This is a genomic window from Ottowia cancrivicina (assembly GCF_029813755.1).
Classification (GTDB): Bacteria; Pseudomonadota; Gammaproteobacteria; order Burkholderiales; family Burkholderiaceae_C; genus Ottowia; species Ottowia massiliensis.
Genome location: NZ_JARVII010000014.1, coordinates 48,838 through 70,424 on the forward strand (window position 1 = coordinate 48,838; position 21,587 = coordinate 70,424).

The window sequence follows — 21,587 nt, forward strand, 5'->3', positions numbered from 1 at the left end:
TGTCCTCGGGGTGTTTTTTTCAGGCGCGCGCCGGGGCGGCGGCGGGAGAGACGGCAGGCGCCGCATGGGCGGCCAGGGCCGGGATGGCAACCGGCGCGGCCTTGCCGGCGGCGGCGGTCTTGCAGGTGTTCCACAGCATGATGCACATGCCGCCCAGATAGAGCAGCCCGCCCAGCAGGCGCAGCACGTAGAAGGGGAAGGTGGCCTTGACGGATTCGACAAAGGTGTAGGTGAGCGTGCCGTCGGGATTGACCGCGCGCCACATCAGGCCCTGCATCACGCCCGCAATCCACATGGCGGCGATGTAGATGACGATGCCGATGGTGGCCACCCAGAAGTGCACTTCAATGGCCTTGACGCTGTACATGCGCGTCTGCCCGAACAGGCGCGGAATCATGTAGTAGAGCGATCCCATCGTGATCAGCCCTACCCAGCCCAGCGCGCCCGCGTGCACGTGGCCCACCGTCCAGTCGGTGTAGTGCGAAAGGGCATTGACGGTCTTGATGGACATCATCGGCCCCTCGAAGGTGGACATGCCGTAAAACGACAGCGCCACGATGAGAAAACGCAAGATGGGGTCGTCGCGCAGCTTGTGCCATGCCCCCGAGAGGGTCATGATGCCGTTGATCATGCCGCCCCAGCTGGGCGCCAGCAGGATGAGCGAAAACACCATGCCCACGCTCTGCGTCCAGTCTGGCAGCGCCGTGTAGTGCAAGTGGTGCGGGCCGGCCCACATGTAGGTGAAGATGAGCGCCCAGAAGTGAACGATGGACAGGCGGTAGCTGTAAACGGGGCGCCCGGCCTGCTTGGGGATGTAGTAATACATCATGCCCAGAAAGCCAGCCGTGAGGAAAAAGCCCACGGCGTTATGCCCGTACCACCACTGCACCATCGCATCCTGCACGCCCGCGTAGGCCGAGTAGGACTTGAACCAGCCCACGGGCAGCTCGGCGTTGTTCACCACATGCAGCAGCGCGATGGCGATGATGTAGGCGCCGTAGAACCAGTTGGCCACGTAGATGTGGCGCACGCGGCGCGTGCCCACGGTGCCGAAAAACACCACGGCAAAGGCCAGCCACACCAGGGTGATGAGCACGTCAATCGGCCACTCCAGCTCGGCGTATTCCTTGCTGCTGTTCAGGCCCAGCGGCAAAGTGATGGCGGCGGCCACGATCACCGCCTGCCAGCCCCAGAAGGTGAAGGCGGCCAGCTTGTCGGAAAACAGCCGCACCTGGCAGGTGCGCTGCACGATGTAGTAGGCCGTGGCAAACAGCGCCGAGCCGCCAAAGGCAAAGATCACCGCGTTGGTGTGCAGCGGGCGCAGCCGCCCGTAGCTCAGCCACGCAATGCCCAGGTTCAGCTCCGGCCAGGTCAGCTGGGCCGCGCAAATCACGCCCACCAGCATGCCCACCACGCCCCAGACGACGGACATGATGGCAAATTGCCTGACCACTTTGTCGTTATAGACAGTGGATTGTGTATTCAGGGATTTCACTTGCACCTCTTTGTTTCGGATTTTTGATATTAACCATGCGTGTAGTCAGGGCATGATTGATTGCCATCAAGCCCTTCAGTCCTGCTCAAGAATGCGTTCGCCCTCGCGCTCCACGTCATCAAACTGGCCGCTGTAAATGGCCCAGCCCAGCGCCGCCAGAATGAAAAACGCCAGTCCGACGGACAGGGGAATGAGGAGAAAAAGAATGTCCATCGCTCAGTCTCTTGACAGGCGCAGCGCATTGAGCGCCACCAGCAGCGAGCTGGCCGCCATGCCCAGCCCGGCGGCCCAGGCGGGCATCAGCCCGGCCACGGCCAGCGGCACACCCACGGCGTTGTAGGCGGCGGCCCAGGCCAGGTTCTGCCGCACCACGCGCAGCGTGCGGCGCGCCTGCGCCAGGGCGCCGGCAATGGCCGACAGGCGGTCGCCCAGCGCCACGAAATCGGCTTGCGCTTGCGCCAGCGGCACGGCGCGGCCAAAGGCGAAAGACACATGCGCCGCCGCCAGCGTGGGGGCGTCGTTCAGCCCGTCGCCCACCATGGCCACGCGGCGGCCCGCCTGCTGCCACTGGCGCACGGCGCGCAGCTTGTCATCGGGCGTCAAGCCGCCTTGCGCCTCTTCAATGCCCGCCTGCCGCGCCAGCCTTTGCGCGGCAAGCGGCCTGTCGCCCGAGAGCAGCGCCACGCGCGCGCCTGCCGCGTGCAGCGCCGCCACGGCGGCGGCGGCATCGGGCCGCAAGTCTTCGTCAAACACGAAAGCCGCCAGCCAGCGCGCGCCGCCGTCATCAACACGGCTCAAGTGGCAGGCCAGCGCGCCCGCCGCTTCATCACGCACGGCTTCGTCGCCCGCCACGCCGCAAAAACGCGCCGAACCCAGCCGGAAACCGCCCGCTTCAATGCCCTGCCCCGCCACTTCGCGCCAGCCTGGCAGCGGCTCTTGCGGCACGGCCAGCCCTGCTTTTTCAGCTTGCGCGGCCAGCGCCCGCGCCACGGGGTGCAGGCTGCCGCGCGCCATCTGCGCCGCCAGCGCCAGCGCCTGCGTCTCGCCCATGTCTTCACTCGCCCGCAGCTGCCGCAGCGCGAAGGCATCACGCGTGAGCGTGCCGGTTTTGTCGAAAACCACCGTGTCCACGCCAGCCAGCGCCTCCAGCGCCTGCAAGCGGCGCACCAGCACGCCGCGCCGCGCCATCCAGCCCGCGCTGGCCAGCAGGGCCGCCGGCGTGGCCAGCGACAGGGCGCAAGGGCAGGTCACTACCAGAATGGAAACGGCCACCATCAGCGCCCGCGCCGGGTCTTGCGGCCACCACCCGGCGCAAGCCGCGCCCGCCGCCAGCAGCACGGCCAGCAAAAAGGGCCGCGCCATCTTGTCGGCCAGGCGCGCCACGCCCGGCTTGCTGCTGGCCGCCTGCTCCATCAGCGCCACGATTTGCGCGTAGCGCGTGCCAGCGCCCGCCTGCTGCACGCGCACCTCGACGGCGGCGGACAGGTTGTGGCTGCCCGCCACCACCTGGCTGCCCTCGCCGCGCTCCAGCGGGGTGGATTCGCCCGTGAGCAGCGCCTCATCCACCAGCGTGCGGCCTTTGAGCACCTGGCCATCGGCCGGAAAAACCTCGCCCGGCCACACCCGCAGCACGTCGCCCGCGCGCAAGCGGCGCGCCGCCACGCGCTGCCAGCCCCCCGGCGCACCTTTTTCGCCCGCCTGCCAGCGCTCCACGCTTTGCGGCAAGCGGTGCATGAGCTTTTCCAGCGCGCCTGCCGTGCGCTCGCGCAGGCGCAGCTCCAGCCAGCGGCCCGTGAGCAAGAAGAACACGAACATGGTGAGCGAGTCGAAATACACCTCGCGCCCGAAAGGCCCGGCCGGCTCGAACGTGCCCAGCGAACTCACGCCAAAGGCCGCCAGCATCGCCAGCGCCACCGGCAAATCCATGCTGATGCGGCGCAGCTTCAAATCCCGCCACGCGTTTTTGAAAAACGGCCCGCACGAAAACAGCACCACGGGCATGGCCAGCACCCACTGCGCCCAGCGCAGCAGGTATTGCGTCTGCGCATCCATTTCGCCCGGCGCGGTGAAGTAGGCGGGCGCCGCATACATCATCACTTGCATCATGCAAACGCCGGCCACGCCCAGGCGCCACAGCATGCGGCGCGTTTCGGCCTGCCGGCGCGCGCTGCCTGCCGCGTCATGCGCGGGCACGGGCCGGTAGCCGGCGGCCAGCGCGGCCTGCATCCAGGCGGAAGGCCGCGTGGCGCTTTCGTCCCACACCACGCGGCCGCGATGGCTGGCGGCGCTCACTTGCGCGTCGCGCACGCCCGGCACGGCGCGCAAGGCGTCTTCAATCGTGCCCGCGCAAGCGGCGCAATACATGCCCTCGAACGCCACGCTGGATTCCCACAGCCGCGCGCCTTCGCCCGCCGCTGCGGCAACCGGACGGCTGAACGCCGCCCATTCATCGGCTTCGTCCAGCAGTGCGAAATCCGCGCCCTGCCCTGCCCGGGCGCGCGCCCGGCCTGCATCCGGCGCATCCGGCAGCGCGGCGGGCAATGAAAGCGCGGAAGAAGCGGTCATGGCGAAATAGAAAAAATCAATGAACTATTGATAACCCATATTCCAGACAATGTATTGTTTTGCGCCTTCCCTTGCGCGCCCGCCCCGCAATCCATGGTTTTTTAGTGCGGCATTGCAGCGCCCGCTTGTGCGAAAGCGCTTTTCCTGGCTCGCTTTCTCGCCACGCCAATGCGCGCGCCTGACGGAACCCGGCGCAAGAAGGGCGCACCCTGCCCCGGCGGCCGTTCAGCGGCAGGCCATGAACAGAAAAATGGCATCAAAAAGAGGAGCTGATTTGGCAGGGCCAAAACCCCGTTCAGCGCAGTTTCCACTAGGACATCTTGCTATGGAACAAGGAGCGAAAAAACGGCCTTTCCAGGCATGCGCAAGACGCCGCCTGGAGCGGGCTGGCCGCGCGCGGCGGCAAAAGCGGTTTGGCCTGGGGCGCAAACGCCCAAAAGACAAACGCCCAAAAGACGCAAACCGCAAGCAGGCCGTGCGCGCAGACCCTTCAGCGGCCTTTCAGTGCGTGACGGCTTTTTTCCATGCGCCGTAGCCTTGCGCGTCCATCTGCTCCAGCGGCACAAAGCGCAGGCTGGCGCCGTTGATGCAGTAGCGCAGGCCGCCTTGGTCTTTGGGGCCGTCGTCGAACACGTGGCCCAGGTGCGAGTCGGCGGCGCGGCTGCGCACTTCGGTGCGCAGCATGTTGTAGCTGCGGTCTTCACGCTCGGTGACGGCGGCTGGCTCGATGGGGCGGGTGAAACTGGGCCAGCCGCAGCCGGAGTTGAATTTGTCGGCGGAGCTGAACAGCGGCTCGCCGCTGACGACATCGACATAAATGCCCGGCTCGAACAGGTGGTCGTATGCGTGGCTGAAGGCGCGTTCGGTGCCGCTTTGCTGGGTGACGCGGTATTGCTCGGCGCTGAGCTTCTGGCGCAGCGTGGCCTCGTCGGGCTTGCGCCACCGGGCCGCTGGCTGGGCGGCCGGCTGGGTGTCTGATTTGCCGCTCAAGGGTTCGTCCGCCTTGCGGATGTCAATATGGCAATAGCCGTTGGGATTTTTGAGCAGGTAATCCTGGTGGTATGCCTCGGCTTCGTGAAAGTGGGCCAGCGGCAGGTTTTCCACGACGACGGGCTGCCGGTGCTTTTTCTGCTCTTGCGCCAGGGCGGCGGCGATCACGGGCTGGTCGGCCGCGTCGGTGTAGTACACGCCGCTGCGGTATTGCTCGCCCCGGTCGTTGCCCTGCTTGTTCAGGCTGGTGGGATCGACCACGCGCAGGTAGTACTGGAGGATGTCTTGCAGGCTCAGGCGGTCGGCATCCCAGGTCACGCGCACGGTTTCGGCATGGCCGCTGTGGCGATAGGAAACATCCTCATAGCTGGGCCTGGCGCTGCTTTTGCCGTTGGCATAGCCGGAAACGGCGTCAATCACGCCGGGCACGCGCTGGAAATAGGCTTCCAGCCCCCAGAAGCAGCCGCCTGCAAGGTAGATGGTGCGAGTGTTCATGGCTTGAGCTTTCTTTGAATGGCCGGATTGGGCGCCGGGTTTGTAGAAGGCCGTCTGCAGTTTGCCCAGATCGGCATCAGGGTTGGCCATCAGGGCCAGGGCCTGCTGCTCATTGAGGCTGCCTTTGACCACGCGCGCCAGCTGACCGTTGGCGTCCAGCACGGCCCAGGAGGGATAGACGCTCACGCCCAGCGCGCGCGCCAGGCCGCCGCCGTTGTCAATCAGCACGGGCAGCGCCGGGTAGTCCAGACCCCGGTACCACTGCTCGAACTGGCCGGGTTTTTTCTCGCCCAGATGGCCGGGCGAAGCCAGGGTGACGAGGTTGGCGCCGGCAAAGCGCGCGTCTTTGGCCCAGCCCTCGGTTTCCTGCAATTGCGACAGGCACAGCGGGCACCAGCTGGCCCAGAACTTGATGAGCGTGGGCCGCCCCGCTTTCAGATGGGCAGCGGCGGGCTGGCCCGCCACGTCATGCAGCGCGGCCAGCCTGCCCTGCAAAGAGGCGGCGGCGGAAGCGGCAGGAGCGGCGGAAGCGGCGCTCGCCATCGCCGGTTGGAGGCGGGGCCAGGCCAGCGCGGCCAGGCAGGCCAGCGAGGCCAGCGAAACCAGCGTTTTGCGCGGCCAACTTGAATGCGACATCGAATAACTCCTTTCACATGAATGCGGCGCGGGCGGCCGGATGCCAGCGCTGAACGCCGCACGGAAAACGGCCCGGCGGCGCATCAGCGCAAGAACCTGCTCAAAGGCGGCCGGCCCGCGCCTGCCTCAACAGTCGCTCAGACCGGCCCCATCCTGACAGCGGCAGCTGAAGAAATACCGGCAAGCGCATTTCTCCCGCCTTCCGCGCAGTTCATGAAAAAGCCTGATATCCGCTCCTTGTTTCATAGCATAACCTCCTCGCCAAACGGGCGCGAAGGCCATTTTGAGGGCGAAGAATTCGCTCCTGTTTCAGTGCCGTCCAGCCGCGCAGGCCCGTTTCGCGCAGCCAGGGCGGCTTCTTGCCTTCGCGCAAAGCCGGGCGGGCGCTGGTTTGCGCCACCGCTTCACCCATGCGCTGGCGGGCACTCCACTATTCCCATGGTGAGTCTTGACAAAAGCAAATTATTTTTCAAGAGTAATTCCTATTCATCAAATGATAATCACTTGCCTGTCAAGAACATCATTTCTATAGACGCCGCGCCGGCCCTGAACTTTTGAACCAGATCAATTTCACAACTGCTTCGCACCAGGTTGTTCTAAAATCTGTCAACCCGGTGGAAACGGCCTGCGTTATCCGGGCAGGGGGTCCAACCTGATTCCCATGATGAAAGGAAACAACCGTGAAATACCATATTCTGCTTATTCTGGCCTGCCTGGCCGCTCCGGCCATGGCTGACGAAAGCCTGGCGAAAGCCAAAAACTGCATGGTCTGCCACGCGACAGACAAAAAAGTGATGGGCCCCGCCTTCAAAGACGTAGCCGCCAAATACGATGATGCCTCCACCGTGGTTGCGAGCATCAAAAACGGCAGCAAAGGCAAATGGGGCGCCATTCCCATGCCGCCCAACAAGGTGTCGGACGAAGAGGCACAAAAACTGGCGCAGTGGATTCTGTCGCTGAAATAACATGGAGCCACAGGCAGCGCCATTGCAGCCTTTTCGCCAGGCCGGTGAAACTCATGAGCTGGCCTGCAATGGCTTCAATGCGCGCGCCTTCTTTTTTGAATTCTCGAATGCACGCCTGAATGGCTGAATCATCAAGGCAAGCGCGCGGAATGCGCCGCTGAAACAAAGAAAATGGAAAGCGCCTGACCGGCAAAACCACAAGGTGCAAAATCAATGGCATTGAAGAAACGCCCGTCCGTTTGAAACAAGCCTTCCGGCGCACCGCCTTGCGCCACGCAGCCCGCGCAGCGGCCAGATAATGCGGGGCTTTGAACGCCAAACCGCCCCCGTCTGCCGTCCGCGCCATGCCTTTTGTGTCTTTCCGCCCTGCCCTGCCCCTCATCGCCGCCGCCGCGCTGGCCGCCTGCGCGGGCGGCCCGCCCGTGCCGGACTGGCAAGTCAAAAGCGTGGCCCACGCCAGCCGCTACACCCAGGCCTATCTGCTGGGCAACGAGCGCGTGGCCCGGCGCGAATTCGAGCAGGCCCGGCAGCAAGCGGCCAGCACCGGCCAGCCCGAGCAAGTCGCCCGCGTGGAACTCACCCGCTGCGCCTTGCAGACGGCCAGCCTGGACTTCGCCCCCTGCACCGGCTTTGAAGCCCTGCGCGAAGACGCGCCGCCTGCCGAAGCCGCCTATGCCGACTGGCTTGCGGGCCAGGCCAGCGCCGCGCAGGCCGCCCTGCTGCCCGCCGCCTACCGGGCCATCGCCGCCGCAAATGCCGCCGCGCCCGCCGCAGCCGATGCCGCCGCCGCGCTCAAAGCCATTGAAGACCCCGCCTCCCGCCTGATTGCCGCTGGCGTGCTCATGCGAAGCCAGCGCGCCAGCCCCGCCGTCGCCGCACTGGCTGTCGAAACAGCCTCGGCCCAAGGCTGGCGGCGCCCCCTGCTCGCCTGGCTGAGCGTGCAGCAGCGCTTGGCGCAGCAAAACGGCCAGGCCGAAGAAGCCGCCCGCCTGCGCCGCCGCATGGACCTGGCGGCCCCGCTGCCCGCCGCTGCGCCAAAAGGCCAAGACGCTCCAGACGCTCCGGGCGCTGCCAGCGCCGCCAAACCGCTTTGAACCGCGCTTTGAGCCGGGCGGCCGCATCCGCCTTCGCTTCCGGTTTCATGGCGGCGAATCCAGCCCGCATCACAGCTTGCGGCTGCCTTCGCGCCTGAAGCTTCACCCCTTTTCGCGCATGACCGCCCGCCGCATCGCCCAGCAGCCTGCCTACGTGCTGCACCACTATGACTGGAGCGAGTCCAGCCTGATTCTGGAGACCTTCACCCGCCAGCACGGGCGCGTGGCGCTGGTGGCCAAGGGGGCCAAGCGGCCCAGCTCCAGCCTGCGGCCCGTGCTGCTGCCCTTGCAGCCGCTGCTGCTGGGCTGGGGGGGCGATGCCGAAATCCGCACCCTCAAAAGCGCCGAATGGGCGGGCGGGCACGTCATGCCCACAGGGCAGGCGCTGCTGTCGGGCTATTACGCCAATGAACTGCTGATGCGCTTGCTGGCGCGCGATGACGCGCATCCTGCCCTGTTCGACGCCTACGCCGCGCTGGTGCACACCCTGGCCCTGCACTCGGGCGCTGCCGGACAGGCTGATGTGCTGCACGCCGCCTTGCGCGCCTTTGAGCTGCTGCTGCTGCGCGAAACCGGCCACTTGCCCGCGCTGAACGCGCAAACGCTCACCCTCGCGCCCGTGCAGGCAAGCGCGCGCTACTGCCTCGTGCCCGAAGGCGGCCTGCGCCAGGCAACCGATGGCGATGGCGCCTGGCTGGATGGCGCGCACTGGCTCGCGCTGCACCATGCCCTGCAAGAAAGAGGCAGCGCGCGCGCACCCTTTGCCGCCGTGCTGGCCGCCTGCGCCGCGCTGGGCGCTGCACGCAGCCGCCTGCTGGCGCAACTGCGCGGCCTGCTTCACTACCATTGCGGGCGCAGTCTGCGCACGCGGCAAATGATGGCCGAGCTGCAACAGCTGCAAAGCGCCGCCGCCGCGCTTTCCGCGCTTTCCCCATCTTCCGCGCCTTTTCCGGCTGACCCCGAATCCGAATGAACACCCGGCTTTCCGTCAATGTCAACAAGGTCGCCCTCGTGCGCAACACGCGCCATCTGGGCATCCCGTCCGTCACCCGCGCCGCCCTGCTTTGCCTGCAAGCGGGCGCGCACGGCATCACCATCCACCCCCGGCCCGACGGCCGCCACATCCGCGCCCATGACGTGGGCGAACTCGCCGCCCTGCTGCACCAGTGGCCGGGGCGCGAATTCAACATCGAAGGCAACCCGCTGCAAAACCTCATGCCCCACATCGAAGCCGCGCGCCCGCAGCAAGCCACCTTCGTGCCCGACGCCGAAGACCAATTCACCAGCGACCACGGCTTTGACCTGACCGACGCCGCCACCCGCGAGCGCCTGGCCCCGCTCATCGCCCAGTGCCGCGCCTGGGGCGTGCGCGTGAGCCTGTTCATGGACCCGCTGCCGCAGCAAATGCCCCTGGCCCGCGCCCTGGGCGCCAGCCGCGTGGAGCTGTACACCGAGCCTTACGCCCTGGCTTTTGCCCGCCATGCCGGACAGGGCACAGCTGAAACCGCGCACGCGCTGCAAGCCGAAGCCGCCCGCTATGCCGCTGCCGCCCAGGCCGCGCAAGCCGAAGGGCTGCAAGTGAACGCGGGGCACGATTTGAACCAGCACAACCTCACGCCTTTTTTGCAGGCCGTGCCCGGCGTGGCCGAAGTCAGCATCGGTCACGCCTTCATGGCTGATGCGCTCGAAGCCGGCTATGCCGCCACCGTGCGCGGCTATCTGGCCTGCATCGCGGCGGCGTGACAGCTGCTCTGCCGCCTAAGCGCGTCTGCAAATCGGATATTTCTGCCGCTTGATTTCAAACAGGCGCCCCGAAGCGCCCCGGCGGCAAGCTGCCGGATGACGGCATCTATGCCCATGAGGCAAAAAGCACCACGCCGAAGGCTGGCCCGTTAGCAAGACGTTGGAGCAAAAACAGGAGCAAATTCAAGGGGGCCTAAACACCATTGTGCGCAGGTTCCACTAGGACATATCGCTATGAATAAAGGAGCTGAAATGAGCCAGTCAAGGCCGCTCGCTCAGCTCCGGGCGCGCCGCTTTGCCCAGACCGCCCAATCCGCCCTGTTCATCGCCGGTCTCATCGCTGTCTCCTCGCTTGCGCTGCCGCTGGCTGGTGAAAACGCCCGTACCGGCCCATATCCGTCTGGCTCCCTATCAGATCCCTATCAGCTCTACCGGCCCGCGCTTTTTCAAATCCGGGGGCCGGGCGGAGGCATTTCGGCCTGAAAATACGCGCGTTTGCCGCCTTTTCCCTGATCCGCTTCTCTTTTTCTCCTGCGCATGGCACTGATTACCCGCTGCCCCGCTTGCGCCACCTTGTTCAAGGTTGTGCCCGATCAGCTCCGCATCTCCGCAGGCTGGGTGCGCTGCGGCCATTGCAGGCGCGTGTTTGACGCCCGGAAAAACCTGCAAGACCCCGAATCCGCGCCGCCGCCCCTGCCAGACGCGCCAGACGCGCCCAAGGCCGCCCCCGTCGCTCCTTCCGCCGCAGTTGCCGCCACTGCCGAGCCGCCTGCGCCATCCAGCGGCACGCGCCGCGCCACGGCGGACGAGATGACGCAGTTTCGCGCCCTGTTCGAGCAGATTTCGGCCCAGCAGCATCCCGAAGGCGCGCTTTCGGCCCCGGCCCCCATGCCGGAAACCGTGCCTGCTCCCGCCGCGCTGCGCGACGCCGCCGCTGGCGCGGAAGGCGGCGAACCGGAGGAAGGCCGCATCACCTCTCTCTATTCCCTGCTGGAAACTGACGGCTCCGAAAGCACTGATGAAGGCCAAGAGCGCCCCGTTTCAGGCAGCGGAGAAACTGACGAAGAAGGAGACGGCGAAAGCGGCGCTGCCGCCCGCGTTGCTGAAGCCGAAGCCGGAAACGCCGCGCACCAGGCCAGCGTCGCCGCCGTGCAAGAGGAGGAGGAAGACAGGAGCGTGGCTCCGCCCGCCGAAACGCCCCCGGGCGGCGTGGACTTTCTGCTCAGCGGCATCGGCTCTTATCTGCTGGACCCGGAACCGGCCGCCGCACCCGCGCCGCAGCCCGGGCCAGAACCGCAGCCGCAGGCAGAGGAGTCCCCTGCCCTGCCAATGGCCGCGCAGCCCGCGCATGAATCCGCCCGCGACGAGCGCCAGCCCGTGCAGCCGCCCCTGTTCATGCCTTCTGTGCCTTTTGACCCGGACGAGTGGCCGCTTGAGCCGCCTCCCGGCAACAAGCCGCCAGCGCGGCCTGCGCCGCTGGACATTCCCGCCGCGCCGCTCACGCCGTCAGCGCCCGCCCAGCCTGCTCTTGCCGCCGCCGAAGCCGCGCCCAAGAGCCGCGTGGATGGCAAGCCTCCTGAAAAAGCATCTCGCAGAGCGTCCGACAAGGCATCTGACAAAGCGCATGGCAAGTCCGCAGGCAAAACCAGAAAGACCGCGCCTGAAGCGCCCAAAGCCCCGAAATCACCCGCCCCGCACCGGCAGCGCCCGGAAACGGCTGAAGCCGCTGCGGCGGCCGAGCCTTCCTTTGTGCGCGAAGCGCGCCAGCGCGCCATGTGGCAGCGCCCCGGCGTGCGCCTGGCCATGGGCGGCGCTTTCGGCCTGCTGGCGCTGGCGCTGGCGGTGCAGGTCGCCATTCACAACCGCTCCTGGCTGGCTGCGCGCGCACCCGCTACCAGGCCCGTGCTCACTGCCCTGTGCCTGCCGCTGGGCTGCAAGGTGGAGCCTTACCGGCTGCTGGACACCATCGTCATCGACAGCTCCAGCTTCGTGCGCACCAGCGCCAACACCTTCAACCTGAGCTTTGGCCTGCGCAACACGGCGGATCTGCCCGTGGCCACGCCTTCGCTGGAACTCACGCTCAGCAACGGCGAGGGCAAAACCGTGCTGCGCCGCGTGCTGCCCCCCGCCGAGCAGGGTGCATCCGCCGAAATGGCCGCGCGCGGCGAATTCACGGGCGCCGTCACCCTCACCGTGGATGGCGATGCGGCTGACCCTGCCGCCATCGTCGGCTACCGCCTCACCGCCTTCTACCCCTGAACCCTGAAAGGCTTTCGCTTCCCATGTCCGTTCTCATCTGCGGCTCCATCGCGTTCGACACCATCATGAACTTCGATGGGCGCTTTGCCGACCAGCTCCTGCCCGACCAGCTGCACAACATCAACGTCTCTTTCGTGGTGCCGGGCCTGCGGCGCGACTTCGGCGGCTGCGCGGGCAACATCGCCTACGCGCTGCGCCAGCTGGGCGGCGCGCCGCTGCCCATGGCCACGGTGGGCGTGGACGGCGCCGATTACCTCGCGCGGCTGAAATCGCTGGGCATCAGCGCCGAATTCGTGCGCGAAGTGCCCGGCATGATGACCGCGCAGGCGCTCATCATGACCGACACGGGCAACAACCAGATCACTGCCTTTCACCCCGGCGCGATGACGCAGGCGCACATCAACACCGTCACCGCCCGCGACGACATTCGCCTGGGCATCATCTCGCCCGACGGGCGCGAAGCCATGCAGCAGCACGCCCGCCAGTTCAAGGCAGCGGGCATTCCCTTCGTGTTTGACCCCGGCCAGATGCTGCCCGCCTTTGACGGCGCCGAGCTGCTGCAATTCATCGAACTGGCCGACTGGGTGGCCGTCAATGACTACGAAGCCCACATGCTGTGCGAGCGCACCGGTCTGGCACTGCCCGACCTTTCTCGCCGCGTGCGCGCCCTGGCCGTCACCCTGGGCGGCGAAGGCTGCGACATCTGGGAAGGCGGCCAAAGCCAGCGCGTTGCCCCCACGGCCGCCAGCCAGATTGCCGACCCTACCGGCTGCGGCGACGCCTGGCGCGGCGCGCTGCTCTACGGCCTGGAGCAAGGCTGGCCCGTGGCCCGCTGCGCCGCCCTCGGCAACCGCCTGGGCGCGATCAAGATCGCCTCGCACGGCCCGCAGAACTACCAAGTGCAAAAAGAAGCGCTGCTGGCGGGCATCTGAAAACCCCGAGCGCGCCTGCCGCGTGAGACGGGCCGCCGCCGTTTCCCATGCTGCCGCCCGCCTGGCCGGGCGGCAGGTTTTTCCGGCTTTCACATATCAACAGGAGACAAACTTGTCCAAAGCATTCATCAAGATCGTTTCTGCCGTGGCGCTGGCCGCCTGCGCGGCAAGTGCGGCAGCGCAAGAGGCCACCAAGGTGGTCATGGGCATTTCGGGCTGGACGGGCTACGGGCCGCTCTCGCTGGCCGAGAAAACCGGGCTGTTCAAAAAGCACGGCATCGAGGCCGAAATCAAGATGATTCCGCAAAAAGACCGCCATCTGGCGCTGGCTTCCGGCGCCATCCAGTGCGCGGCCACGGCGGTGCAGTCACATATTTCCTGGACAGTCAATGGCGTGCCCATCACGCAAATCTTCCTGATGGACCGCTCCCACGGCGCAGACGGCCTGGCCGTGCGCGACAACATCAAGAGCTTTGCCGACCTCAAGGGCAAAACCATCGCCGTCAGCGCGCCCGGCACCACGCCGCACTTTTTTCTCTCGTGGATGCTCAGCAAAAACGGCATCCGCCTCAAAGACATACGCACCGTCGCGCTGGAGCCGCAGCCCGCCGCGCAAGCCTTCGTTTCAGGCCGCAACGACGCAGCGGTGAGCTACGAGCCGTATCTGTCCACCATCCGCGCCAAGCCCGAAGCGGGCCGCATCCTGGCCACCACCGTGGACTATCCGGCCGTGATCGACACCTTCGGCTGCACGCCGCAGTGGCTCAAGGCCAACCCCAAGGCCGCCCAAGGCATCACTGACGCCTACTTCGAGGCGCTCGACATGATCAGGAAAGAGCCTGAAAAGGCCTACGGCATCATGGGCGAAGTGGTCAAGCAAACGGGCGAACAGTTCGCCGAATCGGCCAAGGCGCTGCGCTGGGCCGACAAGGCCGAAAACCAGAAGTTCTTCGCCAGCGAAGTGCAGCCTTTCATGAAGGAAGCCGCCGCCATCTTGCTCGAATCTGGCGTCATCCGCCAGCTTCCGCAAACCTACGACGGCCTGGCCGATCCGCAATTCATCCGGTAAATCCGTGCGTCCGCTGCAACCTGTCACGCCCGGCGTCCGCTGGGCGCTGGGCATCGCTTTTTTCGCGCTGTTCGTGGCCGCCTGGTGGCTCGTAACCGCCCTTGGCTGGGTATCGCCCACCTTTTTGGCCAGCCCGGCCGCGATGGCGCGCGAAGGCGTGCTGCTGTTTACCGAATACGGCTTCGCCAAAGACGTGGGCATGACCGTCTGGCGCGTGATGGGCGGCTTCGCGCTGGCCGCCGCCATTGGCGTGCCGCTGGGCATTCTGATGGGCGCTTTCAAGCCTGTTGAAGCCTTTCTGGAGCCATTTGTCAGCTTCTGCCGCTATCTGCCGGCTTCCGCCTTCATTCCGCTGCTCATCCTGTGGGCGGGCGTGGACGAAGTGCAGAAGCTGCTGGTCATCTTCATCGGCTCTTTTTTCCAGCTCGTGCTGATGATCGCCATCTGCGTGGGCGGCGCGCGGCGCGACCTGGTGGAAGCCGCCTACACGCTGGGCGCCAGCGGCGGCGGCGTGGTGCGGCGCGTGCTCATTCCGGGCGCGGCCCCGCAAATTGCCGAAACGCTGCGGCTGGTGCTGGGCTGGGCCTGGACTTACATCATCGTGGCCGAACTCATCGGCTCGTCCAGCGGCATCGGCCACATGATCGTGGACAGCCAGGCGCTGCTCAACACCGGGCAGATCATCTTCGGCATCATCGTCATTGGCGTCATCGGCCTGGTGTCCGACTTCGCCTTCAAGCTCCTCAACCGGCGCCTGTTCGCCTGGGCCTCGCTGTGAAAGGCTGTCTCCCAATACACCGGATTCAAGGCTCTTATCCGCTCCTTGTTTGATAGCATGACGTCCTAGTGGAAACAGCGCAGAATGGCATTTTACGCCCCCTTTATTTGCTCCTTGTTTTGATGCGGCGCAGGGGTCAAAACAAGGCGATGCGGCAGAAATGCGGCCCTGAACCGTGCTGTGCCGCTGCCTGCCGCGCCAGGCCGCCGGGCGGTTTTGCGCGGGGCCTTGCGGGCGCTTATTTCGGCGGCATGCGGATGGCGCCGTCGAGCCGGATGACTTCGCCGTTGAGCATGTCGTTTTCCAGAATGTGGCGCACCAGCCGGGCGTAGTCTTCGGGGCGGCCCAGGCGGCTAGGGAAGGGCACGCTGGCGGCCAGCGCGTCTTGCACGGGCTGCGGCATGCCAAAGATCATGGGCGTGGCGAAGATGCCGGGCGCGATTGTCATGTTGCGGATGCCGCTGCGCGCCAGATCGCGCGCGATGGGCAGCGTCATGCTCACGATGCCGCCTTTGCTGGCGCTGTAGGCGGCCTGGCCCATTTGCCCGTCAAACGCGGCGATGCTGGCGGTGGAGATGATCACGCCGCGCTCGCCCGTGTCGGCTTGCGGCTCGTTGTGCGTCATGGCCTCGGCGGCCAGGCGGATCATGTTGAAGGTGCCAATCAGGTTGATGCTGATGGTGCGGGCGAAAGATTCCAGCCGGTGCGCGCCGTTTTTGCCCGCCACTTTTTCCGCCGGGGCCACGCCCGCGCAGTTGATCAGCGCGGCCAGCTGGCCCAGCGCCTGCGCCTTTTGCACGGCGGCCAGGCCATCGGCCTCGCTGGTGACGTCGCAGTGCACGAAAGCGCCGCCGATTTCGCGCGCCACGGCCTCGCCTTTGTCGGCCTGCAAGTCGGCCACGACCACCCGGCCGCCTGCAGCGGCCAGCATGCGCGCTGTGCCTTCGCCCAGACCCGACGCGCCGCCTGTGACGATGAACGCCCTGTTTTCGATTTGCATGTTCTCTGATCTCCTTTATGCATGGTTGAGGAATGGGCCAGCGCGCATTGTGGAGCGCCAGGCGGGCGGGCCGTCTCCTGTTTTTCCCTGTATGCGCCGGGGCGCCGCTGCCACAATCGCCGCCCGCCATGCCAGAGACTGCCGCCACGCCTTCCGCACCCTTTGAACCCTGCCACTGGCTGGCCGTGGCCGTGCCCGCGCCAGCCCACAGCGCGCTGGCGCAAACGCTCACCTACGCCCACAGCGCGCCGCTGCCCGCCGGCACGCTGGTGCGCGCCCCGCTGGGCCAGCGCGAAGTGCCGGGCGTGGTGTGGGGCCTGGCCGATGCGCCCGATGCCGCGCTGGCTGCGCACATCAAACCCCTGGCCTGCGCCTTCACCAGCCTGCCGCCGCTGGATGAAAACTGGCGCCAGCTGATTGCCTTCACGGCCCGCTACTACCAGCGCGCGCTGGGCGAGGTGGCGCTGGCGGCGCTGCCGCCGCAGTTGCGCACGCTGGACGAAGCGCAAATGGCGCGGCGGCTGGCCAAGCTGGCCAAGCAAGACGCCGTGGCGCAAGGCCCGGCCACGCCCGCCGCCAGGCCCAGCCCCACGCCGCAGCAGGCCGCCGCGCTGGCGCAAATCGCCCAAGGCGCAGGCCCCTTTTTGCTGCACGGCGTCACGGGCAGCGGCAAAACAGAGGTCTACATGCGCGCGGCCGAAGCCGTGCTGGCGCAAGACGCCGCCGCGCAAGTGCTGGTGCTGGCGCCCGAAATCAACCTCACCCCGCAGCTTCAGGCGCGCCTGGCCGCGCGCTTTGCGCCGCTGCTGGGCGCGGGCGCTGTGGTGGCCATGCACAGCGGCCTGACACCCGCGCAGCGCCTTTCGGCCTGGCTGGCCGCGCACACGCAGCGCGCGCGCATCGTGCTGGGCACGCGCATGGCCGTGCTCGCCTCCATGCCCGCCTTGCGCCTGATCGTGGTGGATGAAGAGCACGACCCCAGCTACAAGCAGCAAGAAGGCGCGCGCTACTCCGCGCGCGATCTGGCCGTGTATCGCGCGCGCTTGCAAGGGGCCAAAGTCATCCTCGGCTCGGCCACGCCGTCGCTGGAGAGCTGGCACGCCAGCCGCCCGGACGGGGGCAAATACCAGCGCCTGGTCATGCCTTCGCGCGTGGGCAGCGGCGCAGGCGCAGGCGCAGGCGGAGCAGCCGCGCTGCCCCTCGTGCGGCGCGTGGACATGAGCCGCCAGCCGCGCGGCACGGTGATTGCCGCGCCGCTGCTGCAAGCCATCACCGAACGCGTGGGGCGCGGCGAGCAGTCGCTCATCCTCCTCAACCGCCGGGGCTGGGCGCCCGTGCTGCACTGCGCTAACTGCGGCTGGAAAAGCGAATGCCCGCATTGCAGCGCCTTCCGCGTCTTTCACCGCGCCGACCGCAGCCTGCGCTGCCACCACTGCGGCCTGGCGCAGCCCGTGCCCCGCGCCTGCCCCGCCTGCGGCAACGCCGACATCACCCCCATCGGCCGGGGCACCGAGCAGCTGGAAGAGCGCCTGGCCGCCCTGCTGCAAACCGCCCGCCGCCCCGACGGGCAGCCCGCCCGCATCGCCCGCATGGACGCCGACACCACCCGCCTCAAAGGCGCGCTAGCCCAGCAACTGGCGCACGTGCACGACGGCAGCGTGGACGTGCTCGTGGGCACGCAAATGATTGCCAAAGGGCACGACTTCCGCCGCGTCACCCTCGTGGCCGCGCTCAACCCCGACACGGCGCTTTTTTCCAGCGACTTTCGCGCGCCCGAGCGCCTGTTTGCCCTGCTCATGCAAGCGGCTGGCCGCGCCGGGCGCGACGCCGCCTACAGCCAGGCCAGCGGCCAGGGCAGCGAAATGTGGGTGCAAACCGAATACCCCGCCCACCCCTTGTTTGAAGCCCTCAAACGCCACGACTACCCCGGCTTTGCCGCCAGCCAGCTGGCCGAACGCCAGGCCGCCGGCCTGCCCCCCTACGCCCACCTGGCCCTGCTGCGCGCCGAAAGCCGCACCCTGCCAGCGGCCATCGCCTTTTTGCAAGACGCCGCCGCTGCGCTGCAAGCCGACCCGGCCCTGGCGCACTGGGCCGCCCACGTCACCTGCTACCCCGCCGTGCCCGCCGCCATGCAGCGCCTGGCCGGCATGGAACGCGCCCAGATGCTGCTGGAAAGCCCCCGCCGCGCCGCCCTGCAAGGGCTGCTGGCGGGCTGGCAAGCCGCCCTGCACGCCCTGCGCGCGCGCCACAAAGCCGTGCTGCGCTGGGCCATTGATGTGGACCCGCTCAGCTTTTGAGGGCCTGTTCAGGAGCAGGCGGAGAAAACGGGCAGACAGCAGCATGAACGCAGCACAGGCGGCGGGCAAGCAGCGTTATTTCGCTCCTATATTAATAGCATGAAGTCCTAGAGGAACTGGCGTATACCGGCATTTTTAGCCGCTCAAATTTGCTCCTGTTTTCGGTGTAATTCAGCAAGCATCCTCTATCCGCTAGTCACCCAAAAGCCTGCGGCAGCCGACTTGCATTCGCCGTACTTCGCGCAAGGGCATAAATAGATACCCCTATATGTATAAATAAACAGCCAGTAATCGCACTAGCTTGTCGCTCATGAAAAGTCGCTTTTAAATCGGATTGTTTTCAACTGTTTCGGGAGCTTTCATGGCCGCTATTTCAAACACTTCCGCGAGCACTTCAGCCTCCGCGTCTGCATCCATAAGGCAGCGGCAAACGTCTGCGCTTTCCCCGGGGAAAAAGCCTGATGAGCAGGAAATCAGGCAAATGGCATCAGACATCAACCGCACAGGCGACCGCCCCCTGTGGCTTGACGACCGGGATGAGCGCATGCAAGCGTTCGCCCGCCAGGCCGCGCAACTGCCCGCAGACGCGCGCCCGCAGCTGCTGAAGGAAATCATCGACCAGCGCCCGGACGCCATTCATGACTGGGTTGGCGCGCAACGGCTGGAGCAACTGGCTGGCGCAGGCCGCATCAGCGCGGAAGAAAAAGCGGCCGTGCAAAGCACCGTGGCCGCTGCATATACCGAAGGCCACATCACCCATGCGCAAATGCAGACCATCATGGGCGTGGCCAGCATGCCCCCAGGCCATAACCCTGCGCGCTTTGAAACAGCCCGCAGCTTCCTGACAGGCAACGCGCCTGAGATGGCGGGCGCCAGAGCCAAATTTCTGCGTGACAGCTTTGCCGCCCATGCGGAGCGCGCCGCCAATGGCTATGGCGGCAGGCCTGATTTCAACAGCGCACTGGCGCTGACGCTGATGCAGTCAGGCGGGCAGCAAAGCGACGTGGCGCGCATTTTTTCCAAGCTGACACCGGCTGAGCAAAGCCTGGCAGCAGCGGGCGTGGGCGCGGCTGCCGTGGGCTATCGCTACAGCCAGCCCCATGTCAATGGTCTGACAGATCCCTGGGCCGTTTTGCATCGGGCCGTTGTGCAGGCGAACCCGCCAGCCACTCGGCAAGGGCAGCTGCAACTGACACGCATGGCCGAAGGGCTGGCTTCGTCGAGGCGCTACGCCACGCCTGAATCTGACAAGGCCGTGACGGACCTGTACGCGCAAGTGGCCGAAGGCCGCGCCCGGCAAAAAATGGACGATCCGCAAGCCATGGCCGAAGGGCTGGCCCGCGTTGCCAATGCCGAAAGCAGGGCCGCTGGCGTTCTGAAAACCCTGCCTCCTGATGCCAGCGCGGAACAAATCTGGCAAGCCATACAGAAAAATCCGGGCGCATTCACTGACCCCGTTTTTGTCCAGTACCTGGAGTTGCGCGGCGATCAGGCCCGCCATTTGCAGGGGTCAGATCTGCGCAACGACATTGGCCTGGCCTTGGGCCTGCCCGTAACGCAGGCCCCTGCCAACGAGGTGCAACAGGCCCGCATGGAGCGCGGTGAACTTGACTTCTTCAACGTCAATGCCGCTGATGGAGCAGGCCAGGCCATCCGCTCCATCGAAGCGCAAATCCAGAAAGCGGGCGGCGAAGGCGCGCGCGTGGCGTCGCTGCCCGTCACCGTCGCATCCAAAGAACACGGCCTGATCCAGACCGTCATCTGGCGTGTTGAAACCGCAGACGGCCGGGAAAAATTCGTTGACTACAACTTGGCCACCCAAGAGGCCCGCACCTACACCAGTTTTGAAGACTGGAAAAACAACAACCAGCTGCCCCCGGGCGAAATGACCTATGCCCGCAACGGCCATCTGACGGCCGGAGTGGATGGCAAGCCCCAACTGGAAACCGGCAACACGCCCAACACGGTGGACACCGCCTGGGAAGCGTGGATCAAACCGGCCCTGGACGGCGCCGCGCTGGTGGGCGGCATCGTGCTGCTGGGCGCTGCCGTGGTCGGCACAGGGGGCACAGCGGTGATGGTCGGAGGCGCGCTGCTTGGCGCTTACGGCGCTGGCACTGGAGGCGTGGAACTGGCAGACCGCGCCGCACATGGGCAAACCCTGTCACTGGGCAATGCGCAAGCACGAAATGCCTGGCTGAACGTAGGTGCCAGCGCGCTCAGTTTGGGGGCCATGGGCGCCAGCATGCGCCTGGCAAACATGAGCGGACGCGCCACAGGCAATGCGATTGATGAAGCAGTGCAGCTGACCCGAATGGCGCAAACCGCGCGCGGCCTGAATGTGGCTGCACAGTACGCCGACACCGCCGCCTTTGCGGATGGCGGCCTGATGCTGGCCGCAAACTGGGACCGCATGACGCCTGCCGAACGAACGCATGCGCTGGCCATGATGGCATTCTGGTCGGCTGGTACGGCTGTCAGCGCGCGGCAGGCAGGCGGCGTGAAAAATCTGTATGGCGTCAAGGATTTTTCCAATGCCATTTCCAGCATTCATCAGTGGCTGCGAAGTAGAGTTGCAAGTAAAGAAGGGCCACATATTTCTCCTATTAGGAATCGTCAATCTGGAGGTGCGACAGGTATTAGCATGGCCGCCGATGAAGCGTATGCTGCTATCCGAATTAGCACTACGGATATAGAAGCCATAGCTCAGAATACTGGATTCAAATTGAAGAATATTGAGAAAATAAAATTCCATTTATTTTATCAGGAGCATCTTCTTGATCGATATGTGTCACTAGGCATCCCAGCAGAGGTGAGAAGATTTGATTCTAATATGGATATTGCTAATGCTTGGAAGCGTCTGATCAATGGGAGCTATGGGGAGTTAGATATTAAACTCCTGAAACATGAAATAGCTGAGGCTTGGTATATGAAAAGATATGGACCGAGTTACAACAATGCACATAGCGCAGCTCAAAACAGGTTCCCATCACCATTAGAGTAAGTTTATGAAATTTATCAAAAACGGCAATGCCTACAAGGTAGCCCATATGAGCGGGCCAACACACAATTATCTTGAACTGGTTTTTTCTGATGTTCCCGTGAGTGATGTGGAAATATCAGTCCTCAGATTAAAGGCAGATGAAATAAAGCGGCTTGATGAGAATGAGGTTGCGCGGCAGGTAAAAGCCGGTGTTGAATTTGCCTGCCAGCGCGTGGCGCAGAAATATTACGTCAAGCGTATTGCCTTTGTCTCCAGTGATTCGCCG

The 21,587-nt window shown here is 65.6% G+C and carries 18 protein-coding genes and 1 pseudogene; 13 read left to right on the plus strand and 6 right to left on the minus strand.

What is annotated here, in order from left to right:
* Positions 1-19 precede the first annotated feature (19 nt).
* From ccoN to msrAB, 4 genes are all read right to left on the minus strand, one after another.
* A complete protein-coding gene (gene ccoN, locus QB898_RS08040; protein ID WP_279524519.1) occupies positions 20-1,495 on the minus strand; it encodes a cytochrome-c oxidase, cbb3-type subunit I in 1,476 nt (491 codons plus the stop codon).
* 75 nt (positions 1,496-1,570) lie between these two features.
* A complete protein-coding gene (gene ccoS, locus QB898_RS08045) occupies positions 1,571-1,708 on the minus strand; it encodes a cbb3-type cytochrome oxidase assembly protein CcoS (RefSeq protein ID WP_050716155.1) in 138 nt (45 codons plus the stop codon).
* A 3-nt stretch (positions 1,709-1,711) separates the two neighbouring features.
* A complete protein-coding gene (locus QB898_RS08050; protein ID WP_279524520.1) occupies positions 1,712-4,060 on the minus strand; it encodes a heavy metal translocating P-type ATPase in 2,349 nt (782 codons plus the stop codon).
* A gap of 501 nt (positions 4,061-4,561) precedes the next feature.
* Positions 4,562-6,181 carry a bifunctional peptide-methionine (S)-S-oxide reductase MsrA/peptide-methionine (R)-S-oxide reductase MsrB gene (msrAB, locus tag QB898_RS08055; protein WP_279524521.1) on the minus strand — a complete coding sequence of 540 codons (1,620 nt, stop codon included), beginning with the start codon at positions 6,179-6,181 and terminating at the stop codon, positions 4,562-4,564.
* Between the two features lie 213 nt (positions 6,182-6,394).
* Here msrAB and QB898_RS08060 point away from each other — a divergent pair, with 213 nt between their 5' ends.
* From QB898_RS08060 to QB898_RS08105, 10 genes and pseudogenes are all read left to right on the plus strand, one after another.
* Positions 6,395-6,739 carry a hypothetical protein gene (locus tag QB898_RS08060; RefSeq protein WP_279524522.1) on the plus strand — a complete coding sequence of 115 codons (345 nt, stop codon included), beginning with the start codon at positions 6,395-6,397 and terminating at the stop codon, positions 6,737-6,739.
* Positions 6,740-6,861: 122 nt separating this feature from the next.
* The gene (locus QB898_RS08065) at positions 6,862-7,146 is read left to right on the plus strand and encodes a c-type cytochrome (RefSeq protein WP_279524523.1); all 285 of its coding nucleotides are present in this window, start codon (positions 6,862-6,864) and stop codon (positions 7,144-7,146) included.
* Between the two features lies 1 nt (position 7,147).
* A complete protein-coding gene (locus QB898_RS08070) occupies positions 7,148-7,273 on the plus strand; it encodes a hypothetical protein (protein ID WP_255397825.1) in 126 nt (41 codons plus the stop codon).
* Between the two features lie 217 nt (positions 7,274-7,490).
* A complete protein-coding gene (locus QB898_RS08075; protein ID WP_279524524.1) occupies positions 7,491-8,240 on the plus strand; it encodes a hypothetical protein in 750 nt (249 codons plus the stop codon).
* A gap of 118 nt (positions 8,241-8,358) precedes the next feature.
* A pseudogene (gene recO / locus QB898_RS08080) lies at positions 8,359-9,138 on the plus strand (DNA repair protein RecO); the annotation flags it as partial.
* A 71-nt stretch (positions 9,139-9,209) separates the two neighbouring features.
* On the plus strand, positions 9,210-9,983 hold the full coding sequence (locus tag QB898_RS08085; protein WP_279524525.1) for a pyridoxine 5'-phosphate synthase: 774 nt from the start codon (positions 9,210-9,212) through the stop codon (positions 9,981-9,983).
* 537 nt (positions 9,984-10,520) lie between these two features.
* Positions 10,521-12,242 (plus strand): DUF3426 domain-containing protein, encoded by a 1,722-nt coding sequence (locus tag QB898_RS08090; protein WP_279524526.1) that lies wholly within the window; start codon positions 10,521-10,523, stop codon positions 12,240-12,242.
* A 23-nt stretch (positions 12,243-12,265) separates the two neighbouring features.
* Entirely contained in the window at positions 12,266-13,174 is a 909-nt protein-coding gene (locus QB898_RS08095) for a carbohydrate kinase family protein (RefSeq protein ID WP_050716148.1), read from the plus strand.
* 112 nt (positions 13,175-13,286) lie between these two features.
* A complete protein-coding gene (locus tag QB898_RS08100) occupies positions 13,287-14,243 on the plus strand; it encodes an ABC transporter substrate-binding protein (RefSeq protein ID WP_279524527.1) in 957 nt (318 codons plus the stop codon).
* 4 nt (positions 14,244-14,247) lie between these two features.
* Positions 14,248-15,021: an ABC transporter permease gene (locus QB898_RS08105; protein ID WP_050716146.1), complete on the plus strand. Its 774-nt coding sequence runs from the start codon at positions 14,248-14,250 to the stop codon at positions 15,019-15,021.
* Positions 15,022-15,259: 238 nt separating this feature from the next.
* Here QB898_RS08105 and QB898_RS08110 read toward each other — a convergent pair whose 3' ends face one another.
* Entirely contained in the window at positions 15,260-16,021 is a 762-nt protein-coding gene (locus QB898_RS08110) for a 3-hydroxyacyl-CoA dehydrogenase (protein WP_279524528.1), read from the minus strand.
* A 128-nt stretch (positions 16,022-16,149) separates the two neighbouring features.
* On the opposite strand from QB898_RS08110, the gene priA reads away from it, so the two are divergent.
* Positions 16,150-18,318 (plus strand): replication restart helicase PriA, encoded by a 2,169-nt coding sequence (gene priA, locus QB898_RS08115; RefSeq protein WP_279524529.1) that lies wholly within the window; start codon positions 16,150-16,152, stop codon positions 18,316-18,318.
* 487 nt (positions 18,319-18,805) lie between these two features.
* On the opposite strand, the gene QB898_RS08120 is transcribed toward priA, so the two are convergent.
* Positions 18,806-19,078, minus strand: coding sequence for a hypothetical protein (locus tag QB898_RS08120; protein WP_279524530.1), 273 nt, complete (start codon positions 19,076-19,078; stop codon positions 18,806-18,808).
* A gap of 18 nt (positions 19,079-19,096) precedes the next feature.
* On the opposite strand from QB898_RS08120, the gene QB898_RS08125 reads away from it, so the two are divergent.
* Together QB898_RS08125 and QB898_RS08130 are read left to right on the plus strand one after the other, a co-directional pair.
* Positions 19,097-21,322, plus strand: coding sequence for a DUF4781 domain-containing protein (locus QB898_RS08125; RefSeq protein ID WP_279524531.1), 2,226 nt, complete (start codon positions 19,097-19,099; stop codon positions 21,320-21,322).
* A gap of 4 nt (positions 21,323-21,326) precedes the next feature.
* On the plus strand, positions 21,327-21,587 hold a 261-nt coding region (locus tag QB898_RS08130), incomplete at its 3' end, for a hypothetical protein (RefSeq protein ID WP_279524532.1).